This window comes from Brucella intermedia LMG 3301, assembly GCF_000182645.1.
GTDB classification, from domain to species: Bacteria; Pseudomonadota; Alphaproteobacteria; order Rhizobiales; family Rhizobiaceae; genus Brucella; species Brucella intermedia.
Genome location: NZ_ACQA01000001.1, coordinates 2,540,961 through 2,562,359, shown reverse-complemented (window position 1 = coordinate 2,562,359; position 21,399 = coordinate 2,540,961). Strand labels below are relative to the sequence as shown.

Here is a 21,399-nt window from a genome sequence, read left to right as displayed (position 1 = left end):
CTCAATCGGATACAGCATAAGGGTCGGGGATGGCAAGAGCATGAAGGATTTCACGCTCGCGGCCCTCCATTACCTCCGCTTCCGCATCGGTTTCGTGATCGTAACCCAAAAGGTGCAAAAAGCCATGCACGACAAGGTGTACAAGGTGGTTTTCGAGCGGCTTTCCCTCTTCAAGAGCCTCTCGCTCGACGGTTTCCCGCGCAATGATGATGTCGCCCAGCATCGGTCCAGGCTGCGATCCGGCCTTGACCGGAAATGCCGGAAACGACAGCACATTGGTCGGTTTGTCCTTGCCACGCCATTCGGCATTCAGGGTCTGGATCGAAGCATCATCCGTGAAGACGACACTGAGTTCGCTTGCTGCGCTTTTCAGTCCAAGGTTGGACCAGGCGGCCTCGACGGACTTTCTGACAAGCCCTTCGAGGGCGTTTTCTTCCTGCCAGTTGCCGGCTTCGATCATGATATCGATATGGATCGCGTTATTTGACACGTTCTGCGGCGGCTCTCCATGCTGGTTAGCCGCATCATCCTTTCAGTTATTAGAGCGCCGTGCGTCCAATCAGACGCACAGAAGCCTTTGCTTGAGCATAATTTTCCCGATCAAAGCAGGATCAGAAATCAGCCGGTGGACCGATTTCCCTGCGCAGGCGGTTCCGCTTTTCGGAATCATGCTCTGGAAAGCTGCCTGCCAAGAGGCAGACAGCCTTTGTTAAATCGTGATTCCAGCAGGCAATTGCAAGATCATTCCGAACGCGCGTGCTGTTTGCCGTCGCGGTCGTAAGCGCCGACGATTGCTGCCACCAGCGGATGGCGAACAACGTCTTTCTCCGTAAAGCGCACCTTGATGACGCCTTCGACATCATCCAGCACGCGAAGTGCTTCCACGAGGCCCGATTTCTGCCCCGGCGGAAGGTCGATCTGGCTTGGATCGCCCGTCACGATCATGCGCGAACCCTCGCCAAGGCGGGTCAGGAACATTTTCATCTGCATGGAGGTCGTGTTCTGCGCCTCATCGAGAATAACCGCAGAATGCGCCAGCGTACGCCCACGCATGAAGGCAAGAGGCGCGATTTCGATCACACCCGCGGTAATGGCACGTTCCACCTTTTCCGCCGGCATCATGTCGTAGAGCGCATCGTAAAGCGGGCGCAGATAAGGATCGACCTTTTCCTTCATGTCGCCCGGCAGGAAGCCCAGACGTTCCCCCGCCTCGACAGCGGGACGCGACAGGATGATGCGTTCCACCAGACCGCGTTCGAGAAGCATGGCGGCATGAGCAACGGCAAGATAGGTCTTGCCGGTACCGGCCGGTCCGATGCCGAACACCAACTCCGACCGGTCGAGTGCCCGCATATAGGCATCCTGCGTCGGCGTGCGGGCAAAGATCGTCTTCTTGCGCGTGGAAATCTGGGCTGCGGAAAGCTTGCCCTTGTTTTCCATGGTCGGCAGCGTCAACTGGTCATCGGCAGCGATTGCCATGCGGAGTGCGCCATCCACATCGGATGGTCCAAGCTCATGACCCTTCTGCAGCGTTGCATAAAGATGATCGAGCGCGCGCCGCGCCTGCTCGGTCGCGGTCGGCTCACCCCGGATCGACAGCTGGTTCCCCTTGGAGCGGACATCCACGCCAAGCTTCTGTTCGATACGGGCAAGGTTTTCATCGAACTGACCGTAAAGCGCGCTGGCAAGACGGTTGTTGTCAAAGGTGAGCACGATATGGGCCATGTCCGAGGCCCCGGTCGTCGGGCTTTTTTGCGTTTGATTGGTTGGCTTGGCAGACTTCAGCTTTTCCGTAGCGCTCAACCGTATCTCCTTAAAGCACAATCCTGAAAAGTAGGGGACTTTTCAGACCAGACTATGCATGAACGCAAACCGTCCACGCATTGCAATCATAGTCTCGACAGGATTACCGGCAAGCGACTCAATACGCCGAAATTTTCTGCCTCGGCATCATCATGCCTTCAGGCCAGTTTTTGCGCAATAAGGCTGTTGGTGCCTGTGGACGTGATTTTCACATGAATGATGTCGCCGATCCGGTCCTGATTGTCATCAATGATGACAGGCAGCAGCCATGGCGAACGGCCCACCATCTGGCCCGCAACGCGACCCGGCTTTTCGAGCAGCACATCCATCTCGCGACCGATCATGGAATCCTGGAACGCATATTGCTGTTCGGACAATAGTGCCTGAAGCCGCTGGAGGCGTTCATCCTTGACCGCTTCCTCGACATGATCGTCAAGATCGGCGCCCGGCGTGCCGGGACGCGGCGAATATTTGAACGAATAGGCCTGTGCGTAATTGACCTCGCGCACGAGCTGCATCGTGTCTTCGAAATCCTGATCGGTTTCACCGGGGAAGCCGACGATGAAATCACCCGACAACGCCATATCCGGCCTGACTTCGCGGATACGCTCGATGAGGCGCACATATTCATCCGCCTTGTGACGGCGGTTCATCGCCTTGAGAATGCGGTCCGAGCCGGACTGTACCGGCAGATGCAGATAAGGCATCAGCTGGCGCAGGTCACGATGGGCGGCAATCAGGCTGTCATCCATGTCGCGCGGATGGCTGGTGGTGTAACGAAGGCGGGCAATCCCGGGAATGCGCGCCAGACGAAACAGAAGTTCGCCCAGGCCCCATTCGCGGCCATCGTCACCAGCGCCGTGCCAGGCATTCACGTTCTGGCCGAGCAGGGTCAGTTCGCGTACGCCGCTGTCGGCAAGGCGCTCGGCCTCCGCCACAATCTGCTTCACACTGCGCGAAACTTCCGAGCCGCGCGTATAGGGAACCACGCAGAAGGTACAGAACTTGTCGCAGCCCTCCTGCACGGTCAGGAACGCTGAAACACCGCGCTTGCGGGTCTCCTCGCGCCTCGGCGATGGCAGATGTTCAAATTTATCTTCGAGAGCGTATTCGGTCTCCACCACCTTTTCGCCGCTGCGAACCCGCGCAAGCGCATTGGGCAGGCGATGATAGGTCTGCGGCCCGATGACAAGATCGACATTCGGCGCACGGCGCAGGATTTCCTGTCCTTCCGCCTGCGCCACGCAGCCCGCAACGCCGATGGTCAGTTCCTTGCCATTCGCTTCGCGCGCATCTTTCATCTTGCGCAGACGGCCAAGTGCGGAATAGAGCTTTTCCGACGCTTTTTCACGAATATGGCAGGTATTGAGCAGAACCAGATCGGCATCATCCGGCGTATCGGTCGCGACATAGCCTTCCGCTGCAAGGCTGTCGGCCATGCGCTGGCTATCGTAGACGTTCATCTGGCAGCCATAGGTCTTTACGAAAACCTTGCGCGCATTCGGGCGCTCTGCCGCGGGGTCGAGTTCGGTGATATTGTCGCTCATGCGCGGCTATCTACAGCTTTTGTCGTCATTTTGGAAGGTGACAATCTGACGGCTGTCACTCTTCGGGGATATCACGCCCCAGCAATGCGCTTTGCAAAAGCGCGCGCACCCGGTTTTCCATTGTGCGAGCGAGCGCCTTGCGATCTGTCTCGGCGGTTACGACAATGGGTTCCCCGAAACGCACCTCGACGTCTATCGCGCCCTCGCGCAAGATGCCTTTGAGATGCGGCATCAGTTCAACATCGCCCGGCCACGACGCAATGGGGCGGAAATAGCGGCCCATCGCCATGCCGTGAACCCCCGTATAGGCGATCGCAACCGGCTGAACCATGACTTCAGGCACATTCGCTTCCTTGATCGCGGCGTGCGCGGCACCGAAAAGCGCCGTCTTGAAAGGCAGAACGCGATTGCCGTCCGATGTCGTGCCTTCGGCGAACAACACCATTGCGTCGTCGGTCGCCAGACGCCGCGCAATCTCCGACGTCTGCTCTCCGGTCTTGCCTCGCCGCTCGCGCTCCACGAAAACGGTACGCTGCAAGACGGCGAACATGCCGAAGACGGGCCAGTCGCGCACTTCCGATTTGGCGATGAAGGACACCTGTCCTACGGCCGACAGCACGACAATGTCGCTCCATGATGTATGATTGGCGACAAGGAGAAGCGGGCGGCCTTCGTGCATCTGGCCGACGGTCCTGATGCGGAAGCCGAAAAGCCGCGCCACGACGCGGTGGAAGAAGTTCGGCAGGCTGCGTTTCCAGCCGTTCTTCAGTTTCAAAAACAGATATTGCACCGGAATCAGCGACAGGCTCAGCGCAACCATGGCCGCGACGACCAGGAATATCCGGATCGCGCCGATCATGGCGCCCTCTTCAGGTCACGCCGCAAGATGAGGGCCGCCGAACGCCCATTCGCCGTTTCGTAATAGGCCGGACGGTCGCCGACTTTCCGGAAGCCGAGACGGCGGTAAAGCGCCTGCGCGGCGACATTGGCCTCGTCCACCTCGAGAAAAAGCGTTTCGGCCCGTTCCTGGTAGAGATGGCGCAGCACGGCATCCATGAGCGCGCGCCCCACGCCCTGCCGCTGCACGTCGCGCGCGACGGCGATGGTGAGGATTTCCGCTTCTCCTGCGACCAGACGGGCCAGCACGAAGCCGCACGCATCGTTCGGCTTGCCTTCCGCACGCGCCACAAAGCCGAACACAGTGTTTTCGCCAATCAGCGACCTGAAATCATCGGAGCTCCAGCCATGATGGAAGGCGGCGGCATGAATGCGCTGGATCGCATGGCTGTCCTGTGCGTTCAGCGGTTCTATCGAAACCTCCCTGCGACCGAAGCGGCCGAACGGCAAGCCCATCATCGGCTATTCCCCAGCGCTCTTCCGCGGCAGCGCAAACCCGACCTGTGGCTTTGCATCAGGCCCGCGCATGTAAAGCGGCTTCGGCGCATCCCCCGGCTGGCGCGAGCCAGCGAGACGCGCATAAACGCCGATTGTCGCGGTCGGCTCTGACGGGCCGAGTGCAAAACGTCCGCCAACCGCTTCATTGATTGAAACGGAAGCGGAACCCGCAAGAACCGTATTTTCCGCCTGGGAAGCGGCAAGGGCCTCTGCCTCGTCCCGTGACAGGACCAGAGGCTTATCGCCTGGCAAACCCTTCGCATCGAATGGTTGCGCATAAATTTCGCCGCGATGCGCGTCGAGGAGGACGAGCACCGGCTTTTCAGGGTTCGTGAGCCGGCTTTCAGCGGCCAGCGCTTCGAAGGCTGTGATGCCGAGCGCCGGAACGCCGAGGGCCAATGCAAAGCCGCGCGCCGCCGAAACGCCGATACGCACGCCGGTAAACGATCCCGGCCCGATATTGATCGCCACGCGATCCATGTCGCTGAGCGATAGTTTCGCCTCCGTCAAAGCGCGTTCTATATAGGTCATCAATACTTCCGCGTGTCCTTTGCCGATGTTTTCGCTCACATCGGCAAGCACGAGATCGCCATCGGAATCGTAGACGGCAACGGAACACCACGAAGCGGCAGTATCAAGCGCGAGTATTTTCATGCGCAACCGGGTAAATCAGATTTCGCGCTGCGACAAGCCGCAACTTGGTGCAAGCCCAATCGGTCCCGTTTTTTAACCGACCCACGGAACAAAATCTGTCGGCATGCATTTTCCCACCGGGTGCGGGAATGTTTTGCGTTGCCTTGAAGGTAACGAAGGCCCCTCCGGCAATCGAGCCTTGTAAGGATCTGGCGGGTTCGTTTGTGTTGGAACAGCTGCCCACGACCATGAGCGACATTCTCCCAGTCTCTCCTAGCCGGATCGAGCAAAAGGATGTGAGGATAAAATGCCCCAGAAGTCGATGCATGCAACCCGCAACGATCTTCCTTCCAACACGAAGACGACAATGATCGCGCTGCTTAACGAAAACCTCGCCGCGACAATCGATCTTGCCCTCATCACCAAGCAGGCTCACTGGAATCTCAAGGGGCCGCAATTCATCGCCGTTCATGAAATGCTCGATGGCTTTCGCAACGATCTCGACGAACATGTCGATACGATTGCCGAGCGCGCCGTACAGATCGGCGGCACGGCCTACGGCACGACGCAGGTGGTTGCCAAGGAAAGCAAGCTCAAACCTTATCCGACCGACATCTATGCCGTTCACGACCATCTGCTGGCATTGATCGAGCGCTATGGCGATGTTGCCAACCTGCTGCGCAAGTCGATCAAGGACGCGGATGAAGCGGGAGACGACGATACGGCTGACATCTTTACCGCCGCGTCCCGCAGCCTCGACAAGGCGCTGTGGTTCCTCGAGGCCCATGTTCAGGAAACGAACTGATATGAGAGCCTGACGGCCTGGCAACCGTCGTTTCTATAAAGGCCGGGAAATCCCGGCCTTTTTTGTCTGGCTATACTCAGTTAGCCCATTCGCCGCCGCGCATCACCGGCTCGCGGGTTCCGTCCGCGTTGATGCCGTCGACGTTGATCTGGCCGGAGCCGATCATCCAGTCGATATGGATAAGGCTCGCGTTGCCGCCCTGCGTCTTGATCTGTTCCGGCGTCAGCTTCGCTCCGTCGATAAAGCATTTGGAATAGCACTGGCCGAGCGCGATATGACTTGCTGCGTTTTCATCGAACAGGGTGTTGTAGAACAAAAGCCCACTCTGCGAGATCGGCGAGGAATGCGGCACCAGCGCCACTTCGCCCAGATGACGGGCGCCTTCATCCGTATCCAGCACCTTGTTGAGAACCTCTTCACCACGGCTCGCCCTGGCCTCGATAATCCGCCCGCCCTCAAAGCGAACCGCGATATTCTCGATCAAGGTGCCCTGATGCGACAAAGGCTTGGTGCTGGTCACATGGCCTTCGACACGAAGAGCGTGGGGCGTCGTAAACACTTCCTCCGTCGGGATGTTCGGATTGCAGGTGATGCCGTTTTTCGCAGTGGACGCGCCGCCGTGCCATTCATGGCCGTCGGCAAGCCCAACAGTCAGATCAGTGTTCGGCCCCTTGAAATGCAGGGCGCTATAAGCCTTGCCGTTCAGGAAGCGGGTGCGGGTACGAAGTGCTGCATTATGTGCAGCCCAGGCGCCGACCGGATCATCGACATCGACGCGCGACGCCGCGAAGATCGCCTCGGCCAGCTTGCGGGTCGCAACATCTTCCGCGTCGTTTGGAAACATGAGCTGCGCCCATGCCGGATTGGGATAGGAGATGATGTTCCAGTTGATGTCGAAACCGGCGATCTTTTCCAGCGCCGGCTGATAGGCCTTTGAATTGGCGCGGTTGGCGCGTGAAACCTTGGCCGGGTCCTGGCTTGAAAGCAGCATCGGATTGTCGGCTGCGATGGCCAGACGGGCAGCGCCGTCCGAATAGGCCTTTGCCATGCCTTCATAAAGCCAGCTTGCCGCACGGTCGAAACTCGCATCCGATGCATTCTCGTACCGGGCAAGCGCCATTTCATCATCCGCGAAGAACGGCGTTACCAGCCCGGCTCCGGCCTTGTAAGCATGCTTGGCGATGAGGCGCACCAGCGGCAGCGCCACGACCGGCGCGGTGATGACGAGATCCTGCCCCTCGCGCAATTGCAGACCGACACGAACGGCGACTTCCGCAAGACGTTCAAGTTTCACCGGATCGATGACTGGGTTCAGCTGTTCAGGAGCCATGGGTGGAAGACCTCTTTGGATATGGAATCACCGACAGTTTATCAGACGGCATAATTTCACCACCTTTTTTCCTGCCTTTACGCTATAGTATTCACGCGGTCAGTTGCAGAAGAAAGCAGACAGCAATGAATAAGAAAGTGCTTATCTTACTGGGCATTACCGGCCTTCTGACCGGCTGCGTAACGATGACGCCCGAACAGCGCCGTGCAGCTGACGAACAGACCTGCCAAAGCTATGGTTTCAAACCCAGGACCGACGCTTTCGCCAATTGCCTCATGCGGCTCGATCTCGATCGCAGGGCCGACAGGCGCGCCTGGCAGAATCAGGTCGATTTCTATGATGCTCCGATGGTGATCTATCGTCCGGTCTATCGGCCCTGACGCCTTCGCTGAAAACAACTGCAATCTGCCATTGAAATCAAAACGCCGGTCGGATTGGACCAGACCGGCGTTGCAGAGCATCCGATTATAAGCGCTTCTTAGAGCGGAGCTTCGGGACGGTCCTGGGAGAGAAGAAGCGCGCCGATTGCGTCAGCCTGCTTCTGGCTCGCCGGAGCATAGCCAAGCGAGGTCGGCTGCGGGGCCGTGGTATCGAATTGCGGCTGGTAGGACGCCATCTGCATATGCTGTTCCTGCTGGGGGGCCGCAACACCGCGATGACGCACTAGACGGTCACTGCGCGCCTGAGGACCGACGCCGCTGTTCTGGTCTGCGCTTTGAGCCTTGGAAGCCTCCGCCAGTGCCACCTGAACAGTCGGTTCCGTTCCCGGAACCGGACCGGTCTGCGGCAGGGTCACATCATAAGATGGATCCTGCGGAACAGAAGGCGATTGCGGCGAATATGCGAGGGCAAGATTGTATGGCTCCTGCGGGACCGGGTTCTGCAGCGAGCCATCGCGGTTGCGCTTTTCATAGAAGGAATTGCCACCGGCGACGAGCACATAGTGCATGTTGTTGTAAGGGAACCTCAGGCCCGCCGTATGGAAGAACATGGCGTTCTTGAGTTTCGGATGGCGCTGCCCCTTCAACACTGCATCGGCAGTCGCCTGAACATCAGGCAGCGCCCTGGAATCCATCCTGCGGGTGAGGACGCCCGGCGCAAACTGGTTCTTCTGGCCAACGACGCCGCAAATCGTATCGGGATAACGGCCCGATGCGAGACGGTTCATGACGACCGTGCCGACAGCGAGAAGCCCGTCGGGGCTGGACCGGTTCGATTCGAAGAACATCGCGCGCTCAAGGCATTCCTTGTCACGCGCTGTGTAGGTGTAGGTCTTCACGCCATTGACGGATTTGACGTGGCTTGCCGCCGTCTTTTCCGAATTGGCTTTTCCCGTGGTTCCGGTCGTCGTGCATCCGGTGACCACGAAAGGCGCAACCACCAGCCCGACAAGAACGGGCAATTTCCACTTCGCGGCGCGCGTCAATGGCTCAATCTCATGTTAGGACCCTTAACTGATCCAGTCATTCGTTCAGGCAGACACATCCGGAATGATGCGCGCGAACGTCTGACTGCGGTGCAAGTCAAAGAGGACGAAGATCAAAATCGTACGTCCTACTGTCGCTCAATCGAATTCAAGGTTTTGGAATTTTTAGGCCAAAAAAAGGCGAAGGGTCAAATCCCAACGATGCAGGCAGCGGTCATACAGCCTGAAACGAAATCCGAATCGAGAGTGCGAATATGCCTACAAGCCCTTTAAATATATTAATAATTTATTAACGAGAATTACGAATTCAGATAAGGCATTGATTTAATGCGATACAAATTCCCGCAATACACGCCATATCGCTGCCTTAATTCGCTTTTGCTTGGATGGTTTCTCCATCACGTCCGCGCTGCTTCGAATGATCTGCAAAAATTCTGTTTCCCATGGGTTCCGTGGGTTGTCGTCAACTTTGGAAACAGATTTGTAACATCGCGTGAAAATGCGTGATTGGCGCGCAGTTTTGGTCGGGCCTATGCGAATCGGATCAACGTTGCCGCAGGCTGATCATCCGCAAACGGCCCGCCACGATGAAAATGGCGGGCCGATCAGGAGCTATATCTGAGAGTTTGAATGACGGTGTCGATCAACCGAAAGAATAACCGGCACCGCGAACGGTGCGGATCGGATCGAGCGCGCGACCGACATTGATCGCCTTGCGCAGCCGTCCGACGTGGACGTCCACCGTGCGATCGTCCACATAGATGTCCGGACCCCAGACGCCATCCAGAAGCTGGCTGCGCGAGAAGACACGGCCGGGCGACATCATGAAATATTCGAGCAGTCGGAATTCAGTCGGTCCGAGACGGACCTCCTTTTCCTTGCGGTAAACCCGATGCTGCTGACGGTCCAGAACAAGGTCGCCCACTTTCAGCACATGCGAAAGAATGCTCGGATTGGACCGGCGCAGCATCGCCTTGACGCGCGCCAGAAGTTCCGGCGTCGAAAACGGCTTTACCACATAATCGTCGGCGCCGACGCTCAACCCGCGGACGCGTTCGCTTTCCTCGCCACGCGCCGTCAGCATGATGATCGGCAGGCGCTCGGTTTCCGGCCATTGGCGCAGGCGGCGGCACAATTCGATGCCCGAAACCCCTGGCAGCATCCAGTCCAGAATAAGCAAATCCGGCACATTCTCGCGCAATGCGATTTCGGCCTCGTCGCCGCGCAGCATGGTATCGACCTGGTAGCCCTCTGCCTCAAGATTATAGCGAAGCAGCACGCTCAGCGCCTCTTCGTCTTCTACCACAGCGATTTTGGGTGCCTGTGACATCCAGTATTTCCCTATCCAAATGCGGCGGGCGGTGGATACAATCCCCCCAATCGACCGCGTGCCGCCGCGCTATTCACTCATTCTCAGCCGTCGGACTCGGGATCACTCCAGGTCCGGTCGGATGCAGTTCAGGGTTTACGCGCCTCATCCACGACAATACCGTGGCTCAGGTCTTCCTTGGGCCGCTCAGCCGGCATTTGCAGGCCGGTCACGATGTAATAAACGGTCTCCGCGATGTTGGTCGCGTGATCGCCGATACGCTCGATATTCTTGGCGCAGAACAGAAGATGCGTGCAGGCGGAAATATTGCGCGGATCTTCCATCATGTAGGTCAGCAATTCGCGGAACAGTGACGTGTACATGGCATCGATCTCATCATCGCGGTCACGGACGACATTGATCTGCTGCACCGAGCGCGACGCATAAGCGTCGAGCACGTCCTTGAGCTGGGTCAGCGCCAGTTCGGCCAGCGTTTCCAGACCACGATAGAGCTTTACCGGCTGACGCGATTCCGAAACGGCGGCAACACGCTTGGCAATGTTCTTGCCCAGATCGCCAACGCGCTCCAGGTCGGCGGAGATGCGGATCGAACCGATGATCTCGCGCAGGTCCACGGCCATGGGCTGGCGCTTGGCGATGATCATCACGGCCTTGTCGTCGATCTCGCGCTCGCTGGCGTCGAGGATGAGATCGTCGGAGATGACGCGCTGTGCGAGCGCGTTGTCCGCATTGACGATAGCGGCGACCGACTGCTCGACCATACGTTCCGCATGTCCGCCCATTTCGGCGATCTTGTGGGTGAGAAACTTCAATTCCTCATCGTAGGAGCGAACGGTATGCTGAGACGGCATAGTAGACCTCGTAATATAAATTGCGGGGAAGCCGCACTGTCTGTTGAAACGCAGTTCCGGATCAGCCGAAGCGTCCGGTGATATAGTCCTGCGTGCGCTTTTCGGTCGGCGCGGTGAACATGGTTTCCGTGTCGCCCACTTCGACCAGATTGCCGAGGTGGAACATGGCTGTGCGTTGCGAAACGCGCGCGGCCTGCTGCATGGAGTGCGTGACGATCACGATCGTATAGTTCTGGCGCAGTTCGTCGATCAGCTCTTCCACCTTCGCGGTTGCAATCGGGTCGAGCGCCGAGCACGGTTCGTCCATGAGGATGACTTCCGGGCTGACCGCAATCGCGCGCGCAATGCAAAGACGCTGCTGCTGGCCACCGGAAAGACCGGTGCCCGCATCGTGCAGACGATCCTTCACTTCCTCGAACAGGCTCGCCTTCTTCAGGCTCGTTACGACGATTTCCTCCAGATCGGCCTTGGTGCGGGCGAGACCGTGGATGCGTGGGCCGTAAGCGACGTTTTCATAGATCGACTTGGGGAACGGATTCGGCTTCTGGAACACCATGCCGACGCGGGCCCGCAGTTCGACGACATCGATCTTCGGATCGTAGATGTCCTCGTTGTCGAGCGTGATCTTGCCGCCGACCTTGCAGCCTTCAATCGTATCGTTCATGCGGTTGAGCGAACGCAGGAAGGTAGACTTGCCGCAACCGGAAGGGCCGATCAGCGCTGTGACCATCTTTTCCTGGATTTCCAGATCGACGTCGAACAGAGCCTGCTTCTCCCCATAAAACACGCAGACCTTGTCGCCGCGCATCTTTATGGAACTGGCGTTGGCGTTCATTTTTTCTCCTACGGCTTTCTCGAGAGATCGTTCAGTCATCAGGTTCATAGCTTTCGACTCCCGTTTACCAGCGGCGCTCGAAGCGGCGGCGCAGAATGATTGCTGCAATATTCATCACGGCAAGGAACAGAAGCAGGACGATGATAGCGCCTGACGTGCGTTCCACAAAGGCTCGTTCTGCTTCGTTTGCCCACATATAGATCTGCACCGGCAAAGCAGTCGCCGGTTCCATCGGCGTTGACGGTACGTCGGCGACGAAGGGCCACCATGCCGATCAGCAGAAGCGGCGCGGTTTCACCAAGCGCATGGGCAAGGCCGATGATCGTGCCGGTCAGGATGCCGGGTGCGGCAAGCGGCAGGACATGGTGGAAGACCATCTGCGTTTTCGACGCGCCGAGGCCAAGGGCCGCGGAACGGATCGATGGCGGCACGGCGCGAAGCGCGGCGCGGGTCGCGATGATGATGGTTGGCAGCGTCATCAATGTCAGCACCAGACCACCGACCAGCGAGGCGGAGCGCGGCAGGCCGAAGAAGTTGATGAACACCGCAAGCCCGAGCAGGCCGAACACGATGGACGGGACCGCCGCCAGATTGTTGATGTTCACCTCGATCATGTCGGTGAAGCGGTTCTTCTTGGCGAACTCTTCCAGATAGATCGAAGCAGCAACACCGATCGGCAGGGAAAGGCCGAGAACGATGAGCATCATGTAGAGCGAACCGACCAATGCCACCCCGAGACCGGAGGTTTCCGGACGGCTGGATGCGCCGAAGGTGAAGAGGCCCGTATTGAAGGACTCCTTCATCACGCCTTCTTCCGAAAGCGTCCTCATCCATCCCACCTGACGGTCCGAAACCTTGCGATTCGCCTCCGGTACCGAAAGATCGATCTGCCCCTTGAAGGCGGAATCGATGTCCGCGCCCGCCAGAACCGGAACGACCTGTGTCGTGCCGATGAGCGAGGGGTTGTTCATCACGATCTCGCGCAGCTGAATGCGCACGCCGTCCGAATAGAAACGGCCAAGGTCCCGCATTGCTGGTCGATCTGTCGTCGAAACACCAAGCTTTTCAGCCAGAGCGTTGCGCACCAGCAGCGGATAATTGGCCGTGATCAGCACATTCGGATCGGCCGCGCGCTTGTTGCCCGGATCGATCACGCTCTCTTCAAGCTTTACCGGCAGATAAAGCGTCGTCTGCCAGAAGGCGGTATAGCCCTTGGAGAAAACCGAGAACAGGAGCGCGCACAGGAAGAATACGCCGATGGCAATCGCAGCAATACCGTAATAGCGGAAGCGACGTTCGGCAGCGTAGCGGCGTTTCAGTCCGATATCGCGACGCGTCGGCTGTGCCGCGGCGCCGCTGGCATTAAAGGTCGTATCGGTCATTATTCGTACTGCTCCCGGTACTTGCGCACGATGTGCAGCGCAAAGATGTTCATGATCAGCGTCAGGACGAAAAGCGTGATGCCGAGTGCAAAGGCCACCAGCGTCTGCGGCGAATTGAACTCAAGATCGCCGGTCAGCTGGTTGACGATCTTCACCGTGATGGTGGTCATCGCCTCGAAGGGATTGATGTTGATGCGCGCCGCAACACCTGCCGCCAGAACCACGATCATGGTTTCGCCGATGGCGCGCGAGGCAGTCATCAGAAGTGCGCCCACGATGCCCGGCAATGCCGCCGGAAGGACCACCCGCTTGATGGTTTCGGAACGGGTCGCGCCGAGACCAAGCGAGCCGTCGCGCAACGCACGCGGCACGGCAGTGATGATGTCATCGGAAAGCGAGGATACGAACGGGATCAGCATCACGCCCATGACAAGACCGGCGGTCAGAACGCTCTGCGCCATGATGAAACCCTGCCCGCCAGCAATGGCGATGGACAGATCGCGCAGGAAAGGTCCGACGGTCACGAGCGCAAAGAAGCCGTAGACGATGCTGGGAATACCGGCCAGAAGCTCCAGAACCGGCTTGACCACGGTGCGCACGCGCGGCGAAGCATATTCGGCCATGTAGATGGCGGAGAACAATCCGACCGGAACCGCGAACAGCATGGCCACGAATGCGATATAGAGCGTGCCTGCCAGAAGCGGGATAAGACCGAACTGGCCAGTCTCGCCGCCCGAACCGGCAGCGGCAAAGCGCGGGTCCCACACCGTGCCGAAGAAGAAGTCCCACGGCGAAACGGACTGGAAGAAGCTGATGGTCTGGAACAGCATCGAGCAGATGATGCCGATGGTCGTCAGGATGGCGATGCCGGAGGCTGCAATCAGCCCCCAGAGAACGATCCGCTCGACATTGTTGCGTGCGCGCATGCGCCGGCTGATCGTGGAGAGGCCGAAAATCAGGCCCGCCACGGCGATCACCAGGGAAACAGCCGAACCGATGGTGTGCGTGAGGGCCGTTGCCTTTTTCAGGTAAAGCGCGATCGGCACCATATAGTCCTGGCCCTCGGTCGCGAGCGCCACGCCCTTTGCCCCCAGAAGCGTGCGGGCGTCCTGATAGTTCGACGGGAAATTTTCAAGTTCGGCAGGCGTCAGCCGGTCAAGCCCGCTGGCAAGACCGCGAACCATGCCGAGTTGCAGGCTGCGATTGGTGAAGGACCCTTCCTCAACGGCATCCGGCAAGCGGGCGGTCGCACTGTGATCCAGATAAACCGACGTTCCTACGGCCCATATTGCGAGGAACAGAACCGCAGGCAATGCTGAAACGAGGAAAACCCACCAGCCATGATAATGCGGGCGGGAATGCATTTTCTCGGTCGGCGAGGCTTTTGCGGAAGCAGACTGCGCCTTGTCCAGTGCAACGGCACGCTGGCGGCCTATGAAGAATCCGATCAGCCCGATTGCAACGATACTGACGAGAACCAGAAAGAAGGACATTCAATTTCCCCGGTTGCCCTGATGAATGCGGATGGCGTTGAGGTGCAGCTTCCACCCATGCCGTTCCACGCGAATGCGCCTGTCATAATACAAAGGCGCGAAAGGAGAAGAACGCGGAGATTCCTCATCCCCGCGTTCCACAGATCAAAACTTACTTCGCAGCCAACGTCTTGCCTTCGGAGAAAGCAGCGCGCTGTGCTTCACGTTCTGCATCCGGGGCCGGAACCAGACCATATTCGGCGAGCGGGCCGTCAGGACCGATCATCTGGTCGTTGAGGAAGAACTCAACATATTCCTTGAGGCCGGGGATAACGCCGAGATGCGCCTTCTTCACGTAGAAGAACAGCGGACGGGACACCGGATACTCACCCGAAGCAACCGTTGCAGCCGAGGGAGTAACGTCGTTGACGGTGGCAACCTTCAGCTTGTCGGCATTGTTTTCGAAGAAATAGAGGCCGAAAACGCCAACGCCGGTCTTGTTGGAGTCGATGCGGGCCAGCGTTTCAGCATAGTCGCCATCGATGTCGACAGCCTTGCCGTCCTTGCGCACTGCGATACAGGCGGAAGCGGCTGCCTTGTCGTCGAGGCCGGTCTTCTTGATTTCGTCCAGAGCGCCGGAGTGCTTGCAGCCGTCAGCCAGAACCTTTTCTTCAAAGACTTCGCGGGTGCCGTGCTTTTCGCCCGGGATGTAGGCAGCAATGTCCCAATCCGGCAGGTTCGGGTTGACCTGGTTCCACTTGGTGTTCGGATTGTCGACCAGCTTGCCGTCCACGACGAGCTTGGCTGCGAGCGCCTTGTAGACGTCTTCCGGCTTCAGCTTCCAATCCGGACCCTTGGCGTCGGTCGCAAAGACGATGCCGTCATAGCCGAAGCGAACTTCCTGAACGTCCTTGACGCCGGCGTCGATGCACGACTTCAGTTCCGAGTCCTTCATGGCGCGCGATGCATTGGCGATGTCGATGGTGTTCTCACCGACGCCCTTGCAGAATTCCTTGATACCTGCGCCCGAACCGCCCGATTCAACAACCGGCGTCTTGAAGTTCGGGAAGGTTTCACCGAAGGTTTCGGCGACGATTTTTGCATAAGGCAGAACGGTCGAGGAACCGGCAACCTGAATCTGATCGCGCGCCTGGGCGGCGGAAACCGACATAACGGCAGCGATGGCGAGCGCTGCGGTCGAGGAAATCATCTTGTTCATGAGCTGCGGCTCCTGTTGTAAAAGACATATGACGATGTGGCGTCGTTAGCCCTCTACGCGCTCTATATTACATTCATATGACACTATTGTTACAGGTTTGTATCAGAGCCGCTTGCCAGTGATTTTGTGGGGTTTTGCCGCGCCTTGAACCGGCAAAGAATAATGCGGCGTTCGTCCACCGCTTGAGTGTCGGTTTCGTATGATCGACCGGCCACCGAATAACGGCTCCCAATTTCCAGCCAATTTACCCAGCCGCCTCTCCCGACCTATGCTTTGAACGACAAAGTGACAAAACAAGGTTTCCGCAGTGACCTATCCACGTCTGTTCAACCTCGTCTGGATAATTGCGCTCGCGAGCTCCCTATCGCAGTCCCATGCTCAAAGCCGTGTGCTCACCATTGCTACCGAAGGATATTTTCGGCCCTATAATCTCACGCAGTCCGATGGCACGCTCGACGGCTATGAGGTCGAGCTGGGCCAGCACCTTTGCCAGACGATGAAAGTCGAATGCAATTTTATCGCCATTCCCTTCGACGCCATCATAACAAGCCTGCAGATTGGCAAAGCCGATGCTGTGATGGGAGCGCTGTCAGCAACAAAAGCGCGTGAGAAAGTCATCGATTTCTCCGTATCCTACGGCCGCACGCCGCAAGTCTTCGCCACCCTGCGCGACGGTCCGTACAGCAAGCTGCCTCACATGGAGGAGAATCTGGACCTTTCGGACAATAAGCATGAAACGGAGCAAGCCCTTCAAGATGTGAATACCGCGATAAAGGGAGCGACCGTCGGTGTCGTGGGTGGATCGATAGCCCAATCTCTGATCAATGCATATTTCAGAGAAGGAACCACTATCCGCGAGTATAAAACCGCCGAGCAGGTCGATCTCGATCTCGCAAACGGACGCATCGACATGCAGGTCACCGCCCGATCCTATCTGAACACGATACAGAAGACGCAGGCCTATTCCAACGTCGTCATGACCGGGCCGCTTTTCAAAGGCGGCCTGCTCGGACGCGGGGTCGCTGTCGGTCTGCGCAAGGACGAAGCTGATCTCAAGCGCCAATTCGATTCTGCAATCATGGCGGCCAAGGCCGATGGCACTATCAAAAGGCTATCCGAAAAATGGTTCGGGTTCGACGTGACCCCGTAGGTGATTAGAACGGGACGCCTTTAAGTTGAGTCATTACCCGGTCTAAACTCACTCGTTCGGGCGAGACAACACATAGGCGGCAGAACCCAGCATGAACAGCGTTACCGCTGTTGCCAGCAACCAGCCGGGTTTGGCGCCCCACCAGAAAAGGCCATATCCGAATGCCATGCCAAGACAGGCGTAGAGCTTGGCGCGCGGCGGAATGGCACCACGCTCGCGCCATTTTATGACCAGCGGTCCGAAACGTTGATCCGCGAGCAACCGGGCCTCGATCTTCGGCGACGACCGCGCGAAGAACCATGCAGCAAAAATGATGAAGATCGTTGTCGGCATGACCGGCAGGAAGGCCCCCACAATGCCAAGTCCGAGCATGAGAAAGCCGAGGCAAAGATAGACGATCCGCTTGCTCGCCGAGATTGCGGGCGAAGCGGCGTCGATCCTGTCTTTTTCCGGGTGGTCCTGCATGGCGTTCCGTCGTCTGGTCTGAACGCTTATAGCAGGAATTCAACGCTTTCGTGCAGGGTGATAGCAGTCAAAGAAACGTCATCTCACCCTCTTTCGGGCCTGTGGATAACTTTCAAAGTTCGACAAGAGCTTCTCGAGCACAGTCAGAAATTGCAATTCTGCCCCCAAAACGCCTCATTTCGTCAACTTTGCCGCCGACGCTGAAAACTTACCTTGCAAATAAAAATTGCATCACGGCCGGAGCCAGCTGCCTCACACGAAAGCAGCTTTTCTTGCAATGGGCGCGCCAAATCAAGGCACAGCGAAGTGCCACCGCAGATTCCTAACGAATCGTAAACAGCTTTACAGTAAACAACGCGAACACTTCCTAATATTCCTTTGTTGTGTTTAAGCCATTAAGTAAACAACGGTCAGTATAGGACGATTTTCCCTGCGTGATATAGATTCAGTTATCGCACAATGTTCTCATTCGAACCACGCCAGCGCCACATTTAGATTCCAGTTCGGAACCGTCTTTCTCAGCGACAACTGTGGGACACCCCGTTAACAACTAGTGGAACTGGCATGACTTTCAAGACCCGTATGGCTATGCTTGCCGTTGCGGCAACCGGTCTTCTCGCGGCCACCGCAATCGAGGCTTCAGCACAGCAATGCGGCGGTGCCTCCTGGTACGCCCTCACTTCCCGTACGGCTTCGGGTGAACGCATGAACCCGTCCGGCCTGACCGCAGCCCACCGCACCCTGCCGCTTGGCAGCAAGGTCAAGGTTACCAATCAGAGAAACGGCAAGTCGCTTGTCGTGCGCATCAACGATCGCGGCCCGTTCATCAAGGGGCGCGTCCTCGACCTGTCCAAGGGCGCCGCAGGCCGGCTCGGCTTCATTGGCGCAGGACACACCAAGGTCTGCTTTACGCCTTTGTGATCCAGCAAGGTCGCGTTCAGTCGCTGGACATGGAGCATTTCCGATCCAGATTTGATCGTTGGAAATGCTCCGTCCAACTGTTTTCGGCATATTCTTCCCCTAAAAGCCGGTTTTCGCTTTTGGGGAATGCTATCTCCGATCCAGCCTGTCGGTGAACCAGCGGGTCAGATTGATCCAGACCTCGTCCTTTTCGGCGGCATCCTCGATCCCGTGTTCAAGATTAGGGTTATCGTTGACTTCGATCACGACCACCCCATCGTCCGTTTCCTTCAGATCGACGCCATAAAGCCCGTCGCCAATGCAGCGCGCTGCGCGTAAGCCGGTTTCCAGCACCAACGGCGGCGCGTCGCCCAGCGCATAGGATCGAAACCCGCCTTCCAGCGGCTTGCCGCCCGTATCGTGCTTGACGATCTGCCAGTGGTTCTTGGCCATCATATACTGGCATATGAAGAGTGGCTTGCCGTCCAGAACGCCGACCCGCCAGTCAAACTTCGTCGGCATGTATTTTTGCGCCAGCAGGAGATCACTGTCCTCCAGCCACAGGGCAGCAAGCGCTTTCAGTTCGCCGAAATCCTTCACCTTCTTCACGCCGCGTGAGAATGACGAATCCGGTATCTTGATGACCATCGGAAAACCGAGCATGTCGGCGGCGCGTTCCAGGTCCTCCTCACCCGCGATCATCACCGTTGGCGGGACCGCCACCTCGTTGGCCTGCATCAATTCATGCAGATAAACCTTGTTGGTGCAGCGGATCATGGACATCGGGTCATCGATGACCGGCATGTTTTCCTGCTGCGCCCGGCGGGCGAAACGATAGGTGTGATTGGAGATCGACGTCGTCTCGCGGATGAACAATGCGTCAAAATTGGCAAGCCGGGGCAGATCGCGCTTGCCGATCGGTTCCACTTCCACGCCGAGCCTTGCCGCGATCCTTGCCCAGTGCTTCAGCGTTGAAACGGTTGACGGCGGCATCGCTTCCTTCGGGTCGCACAGCGTTGCGAAGGAATAGCGCGCTGGCACCTTTGGGCGCGCCGCACGCCACTCGCGCTGGGTATATCGGTCGAGTGCCTCCTCGAAACGCTCCTTCTGGTCCTTGGAAAACTTGGCGATGTTGGCAAAGCCGATCTTCTGGATTCGGGCCCATTCACCTGGCTTGACGGATACTTCCAGCGATGGCGCGCGAAACCAGTCGAAGAGCAGCCGTCCGAATTTTTCAAAGTCGGGGCTGTCGGCAAGTCCGAAATGCACGTGGATTGTCTCGGGTGCCTTTTCCGGATGCTTGCCGAGCGCCTTGTTCAGCATGTCTTCAAGTTCGGGAATGGCGTTTTCATAGAGCCGCCGTTCCGAGAGATCGATCATGGTTTCCACGGAAGGGATGATGCGGTGTCCCCGCGCTTCCGCCAGAAGCGAAGCATAATAGCCGCGGCTCTGATAGGCGTAGGAGCGCGACAGATTGATGATCCGCGGGCGCAACTGGCCATTGAAGAGCGATGGATGTGCGAGGTAATCGCGCGTGGTCATGACCTTGTGTGGCGTCGCCCCATTATCGATATCCGAGAGGCGTCCTACCAGAATGACGCAGATCGTCATCAGTCCGTCCTTTTTTCCAGAATAACGGCTGCCCTGAGCCCCATCACTGCCGAACCGCGCGATACGGTCGAAAATGTGAAAGGGGACAGGAACATTTGCGGCATCGGCGATGGTCTCGCCCAGCTCTTCCTCCACCCAGGGGTCATGAATGAGAATGTGACGCCCGTCTTCGCCATGAGCGAGCACCCAATGCGGCACTTTCTTGCCGAACATATGATAACCGCTGACAAGCACGATCACTGCCGCTCCACGGCGCAGGGCCGTCAGAATGTCGTGCAGGGTAAAGCTGCGATAATCCACCGGTATGGCATAGGCTTCCGTGCGCTGCCGGAAATCGGTTTGGGCCAGTTGCATGACCTTGCGCTTTTCTTCCGAACGCACCGATTGCAGGAAAAGCATATCCTCGATGGATACGATGACCGATGCTTTCAGTCCGCGTTCATGCGCGGCGACTGCAAGTCCGAAGGGTTCGCAACCGCCCGGCCCCGACATCATGTAGATGGTGGTCGCATCGCGCCACAGACGGACTTCCAGCACTGGATCAAGTCGGGTCTTCTGATTGTGCCGGGCCAGCACCATCATCAGGCAGGCCGCGCCGCAGGTGAAATCGGTCGTCTGCTCGTAATAGGGAAAGGCGGTGACCGGCGAAATGTCACCGCGAACCGTCTTTTCAAATCGCAGCGCGTCAGAATGGTCGGCATAGTAATCGAGATAGCGCCCGATGGGGCGATAGCCGTGCCGCTTGTAGAGCGCAATGGCGCGCTCATTATCCTCGCGCACCTCAAGCCGCAGCAATGGACGGTCGTGGTCATAAGCCGCCGTTTCCGCCGCCTGCAGCAGAAGCGAGCCGACGCCCTTGACCTTTGCCTCCGGATCGACGGCTATCGAATAGAGCCGCGCCAGCGCGGTGCCATGGCGAAACAGGATCATTGCATAGCCGATGACTGCGCCATCCACCGTTGCAACAATGGTTTCTGCGGTCGGCCGCGCGATGAGGGCGCGAAAGGAACGGCGGGAAATCCGGTCTGTCTCGAAACAGCGTTCCTCGATGCGCAGGAGCGCATCTATGTCGTCTGCCGTGGCCTTGCGCGTCGTTGCGCCTGTCATCTTCTGGCCTTTGCAAAGGGATCATTCCGATCCGGTCGAACACCAACAATTGGCTTATTCGAGGCAAAAAACAAGCGCCCGGACCGTGGCAAAATTATGGGTAATTTTTACCGTCGGAGCTGGCTTCCGAGGGCTGAC

At 58.0% G+C, this 21,399-nt stretch carries 19 protein-coding genes and 2 pseudogenes; 4 read left to right on the top strand and 17 right to left on the bottom strand.

The features are described from left to right. Position 1 precedes the first annotated feature (1 nt). The 6 genes from ybeY to tsaB all read right to left on the bottom strand — a co-directional run bounded on the left by ybeY (position 2) and on the right by tsaB (position 5,399). Positions 2 to 490: an rRNA maturation RNase YbeY gene (gene ybeY / locus OINT_RS12310; RefSeq protein WP_006468142.1), complete on the bottom strand. Its 489-nt coding sequence runs from the start codon at positions 488 to 490 to the stop codon at positions 2 to 4. A gap of 251 nt (positions 491 to 741) precedes the next feature. Further along, a complete protein-coding gene (locus OINT_RS12305; protein WP_172491104.1) occupies positions 742 to 1,803 on the bottom strand; it encodes a PhoH family protein in 1,062 nt (353 codons plus the stop codon). A gap of 158 nt (positions 1,804 to 1,961) precedes the next feature. Further along, complete coding sequence (miaB, locus tag OINT_RS12300; protein WP_006468140.1) at positions 1,962 to 3,350, bottom strand: tRNA (N6-isopentenyl adenosine(37)-C2)-methylthiotransferase MiaB; 1,389 nt, start codon at positions 3,348 to 3,350, stop codon at positions 1,962 to 1,964. A 55-nt stretch (positions 3,351 to 3,405) separates the two neighbouring features. Further along, a complete protein-coding gene (gene olsA / locus OINT_RS12295) occupies positions 3,406 to 4,209 on the bottom strand; it encodes a lyso-ornithine lipid O-acyltransferase (protein WP_006468139.1) in 804 nt (267 codons plus the stop codon). Further along, positions 4,206 to 4,706: a ribosomal protein S18-alanine N-acetyltransferase gene (gene rimI, locus OINT_RS12290; RefSeq protein WP_006468138.1), complete on the bottom strand. Its 501-nt coding sequence runs from the start codon at positions 4,704 to 4,706 to the stop codon at positions 4,206 to 4,208. Before rimI ends, olsA begins: the two co-directional genes overlap by 4 nt. Positions 4,707 to 4,709: 3 nt before the next feature. Continuing rightward, complete coding sequence (gene tsaB / locus OINT_RS12285) at positions 4,710 to 5,399, bottom strand: tRNA (adenosine(37)-N6)-threonylcarbamoyltransferase complex dimerization subunit type 1 TsaB (RefSeq protein ID WP_006473102.1); 690 nt, start codon at positions 5,397 to 5,399, stop codon at positions 4,710 to 4,712. A gap of 286 nt (positions 5,400 to 5,685) precedes the next feature. On the opposite strand from tsaB, the gene dps reads away from it, so the two are divergent. Continuing rightward, on the top strand, positions 5,686 to 6,183 hold the full coding sequence (gene dps, locus OINT_RS12280) for a DNA starvation/stationary phase protection protein Dps (RefSeq protein WP_006468136.1): 498 nt from the start codon (positions 5,686 to 5,688) through the stop codon (positions 6,181 to 6,183). Positions 6,184 to 6,259: 76 nt separating this feature from the next. Here dps and OINT_RS12275 read toward each other — a convergent pair whose 3' ends face one another. Then, positions 6,260 to 7,513: an aminopeptidase gene (locus OINT_RS12275; RefSeq protein WP_006468135.1), complete on the bottom strand. Its 1,254-nt coding sequence runs from the start codon at positions 7,511 to 7,513 to the stop codon at positions 6,260 to 6,262. 125 nt (positions 7,514 to 7,638) lie between these two features. Here OINT_RS12275 and OINT_RS12270 point away from each other — a divergent pair, with 125 nt between their 5' ends. After that, on the top strand, positions 7,639 to 7,893 hold the full coding sequence (locus OINT_RS12270; RefSeq protein ID WP_006473103.1) for a hypothetical protein: 255 nt from the start codon (positions 7,639 to 7,641) through the stop codon (positions 7,891 to 7,893). 98 nt (positions 7,894 to 7,991) lie between these two features. Here OINT_RS12270 and OINT_RS12265 read toward each other — a convergent pair whose 3' ends face one another. The 7 genes and pseudogenes from OINT_RS12265 to OINT_RS12235 form a co-directional block, all read right to left on the bottom strand. Beyond that, positions 7,992 to 8,939, bottom strand: a complete 948-nt coding sequence (locus OINT_RS12265; protein WP_006468133.1) for a cell wall hydrolase — start codon at positions 8,937 to 8,939, stop codon at positions 7,992 to 7,994. Positions 8,940 to 9,582: 643 nt separating this feature from the next. Then, the gene (phoB, locus tag OINT_RS12260; protein ID WP_006468130.1) at positions 9,583 to 10,269 is read right to left on the bottom strand and encodes a phosphate regulon transcriptional regulator PhoB; all 687 of its coding nucleotides are present in this window, start codon (positions 10,267 to 10,269) and stop codon (positions 9,583 to 9,585) included. Between the two features lie 128 nt (positions 10,270 to 10,397). Further along, on the bottom strand, positions 10,398 to 11,120 hold the full coding sequence (gene phoU / locus OINT_RS12255; RefSeq protein ID WP_006468129.1) for a phosphate signaling complex protein PhoU: 723 nt from the start codon (positions 11,118 to 11,120) through the stop codon (positions 10,398 to 10,400). Positions 11,121 to 11,181: 61 nt separating this feature from the next. After that, on the bottom strand, positions 11,182 to 11,955 hold the full coding sequence (pstB, locus tag OINT_RS12250; protein ID WP_006468128.1) for a phosphate ABC transporter ATP-binding protein PstB: 774 nt from the start codon (positions 11,953 to 11,955) through the stop codon (positions 11,182 to 11,184). Positions 11,956 to 12,019: 64 nt separating this feature from the next. Then, a pseudogene (gene pstA / locus OINT_RS12245) lies at positions 12,020 to 13,337 on the bottom strand (phosphate ABC transporter permease PstA). Then, positions 13,337 to 14,830: a phosphate ABC transporter permease subunit PstC gene (pstC, locus tag OINT_RS12240; protein WP_006468127.1), complete on the bottom strand. Its 1,494-nt coding sequence runs from the start codon at positions 14,828 to 14,830 to the stop codon at positions 13,337 to 13,339. The pseudogene pstA and the gene pstC overlap by 1 nt, the downstream one beginning before the upstream one ends. Positions 14,831 to 14,981: 151 nt before the next feature. Beyond that, positions 14,982 to 16,028: a PstS family phosphate ABC transporter substrate-binding protein gene (locus OINT_RS12235; protein ID WP_006468126.1), complete on the bottom strand. Its 1,047-nt coding sequence runs from the start codon at positions 16,026 to 16,028 to the stop codon at positions 14,982 to 14,984. Positions 16,029 to 16,335: 307 nt separating this feature from the next. Between OINT_RS12235 and OINT_RS12230 the strand changes: the two genes are divergently transcribed. Next, positions 16,336 to 17,178 carry a transporter substrate-binding domain-containing protein gene (locus OINT_RS12230; protein ID WP_006468125.1) on the top strand — a complete coding sequence of 281 codons (843 nt, stop codon included), beginning with the start codon at positions 16,336 to 16,338 and terminating at the stop codon, positions 17,176 to 17,178. 48 nt (positions 17,179 to 17,226) lie between these two features. On the opposite strand, the gene OINT_RS12225 is transcribed toward OINT_RS12230, so the two are convergent. Continuing rightward, a complete protein-coding gene (locus OINT_RS12225; protein ID WP_006468124.1) occupies positions 17,227 to 17,643 on the bottom strand; it encodes a YbaN family protein in 417 nt (138 codons plus the stop codon). A 564-nt stretch (positions 17,644 to 18,207) separates the two neighbouring features. Between OINT_RS12225 and OINT_RS12220 the strand changes: the two genes are divergently transcribed. Beyond that, a complete protein-coding gene (locus tag OINT_RS12220) occupies positions 18,208 to 18,564 on the top strand; it encodes a septal ring lytic transglycosylase RlpA family protein (RefSeq protein WP_006468123.1) in 357 nt (118 codons plus the stop codon). A gap of 129 nt (positions 18,565 to 18,693) precedes the next feature. Here OINT_RS12220 and OINT_RS12215 read toward each other — a convergent pair whose 3' ends face one another. Next, positions 18,694 to 20,154 (bottom strand): RimK family alpha-L-glutamate ligase, encoded by a 1,461-nt coding sequence (locus tag OINT_RS12215; RefSeq protein ID WP_006472620.1) that lies wholly within the window; start codon positions 20,152 to 20,154, stop codon positions 18,694 to 18,696. Then, positions 20,154 to 21,261, bottom strand: a pseudogene (locus tag OINT_RS12210) (peptidase C39 family protein). The gene OINT_RS12215 and the pseudogene OINT_RS12210 overlap by 1 nt, the downstream one beginning before the upstream one ends. Positions 21,262 to 21,399: the final 138 nt, after the last annotated feature.

Coding starts and splice junctions, on each gene's coding strand:
- pstB (WP_006468128.1), bottom strand. CDS start 11,955: ATGAACGCCAACGCCAGTTCCATAAAGATGCGCGGCGACAAGGTCTGC.
- OINT_RS12235 (WP_006468126.1), bottom strand. CDS start 16,028: ATGAACAAGATGATTTCCTCGACCGCAGCGCTCGCCATCGCTGCCGTT.
- OINT_RS12215 (WP_006472620.1), bottom strand. CDS start 20,154: ATGACGATCTGCGTCATTCTGGTAGGACGCCTCTCGGATATCGATAAT.
- OINT_RS12225 (WP_006468124.1), bottom strand. CDS start 17,643: ATGCAGGACCACCCGGAAAAAGACAGGATCGACGCCGCTTCGCCCGCA.
- OINT_RS12220 (WP_006468123.1), top strand. CDS start 18,208: ATGACTTTCAAGACCCGTATGGCTATGCTTGCCGTTGCGGCAACCGGT.
- olsA (WP_006468139.1), bottom strand. CDS start 4,209: ATGATCGGCGCGATCCGGATATTCCTGGTCGTCGCGGCCATGGTTGCG.
- tsaB (WP_006473102.1), bottom strand. CDS start 5,399: ATGAAAATACTCGCGCTTGATACTGCCGCTTCGTGGTGTTCCGTTGCC.
- dps (WP_006468136.1), top strand. CDS start 5,686: ATGCCCCAGAAGTCGATGCATGCAACCCGCAACGATCTTCCTTCCAAC.
- phoB (WP_006468130.1), bottom strand. CDS start 10,269: ATGTCACAGGCACCCAAAATCGCTGTGGTAGAAGACGAAGAGGCGCTG.
- miaB (WP_006468140.1), bottom strand. CDS start 3,350: ATGAGCGACAATATCACCGAACTCGACCCCGCGGCAGAGCGCCCGAAT.
- pstC (WP_006468127.1), bottom strand. CDS start 14,830: ATGTCCTTCTTTCTGGTTCTCGTCAGTATCGTTGCAATCGGGCTGATC.
- rimI (WP_006468138.1), bottom strand. CDS start 4,706: ATGATGGGCTTGCCGTTCGGCCGCTTCGGTCGCAGGGAGGTTTCGATA.
- phoU (WP_006468129.1), bottom strand. CDS start 11,120: ATGCCGTCTCAGCATACCGTTCGCTCCTACGATGAGGAATTGAAGTTT.
- OINT_RS12275 (WP_006468135.1), bottom strand. CDS start 7,513: ATGGCTCCTGAACAGCTGAACCCAGTCATCGATCCGGTGAAACTTGAA.
- OINT_RS12270 (WP_006473103.1), top strand. CDS start 7,639: ATGAATAAGAAAGTGCTTATCTTACTGGGCATTACCGGCCTTCTGACC.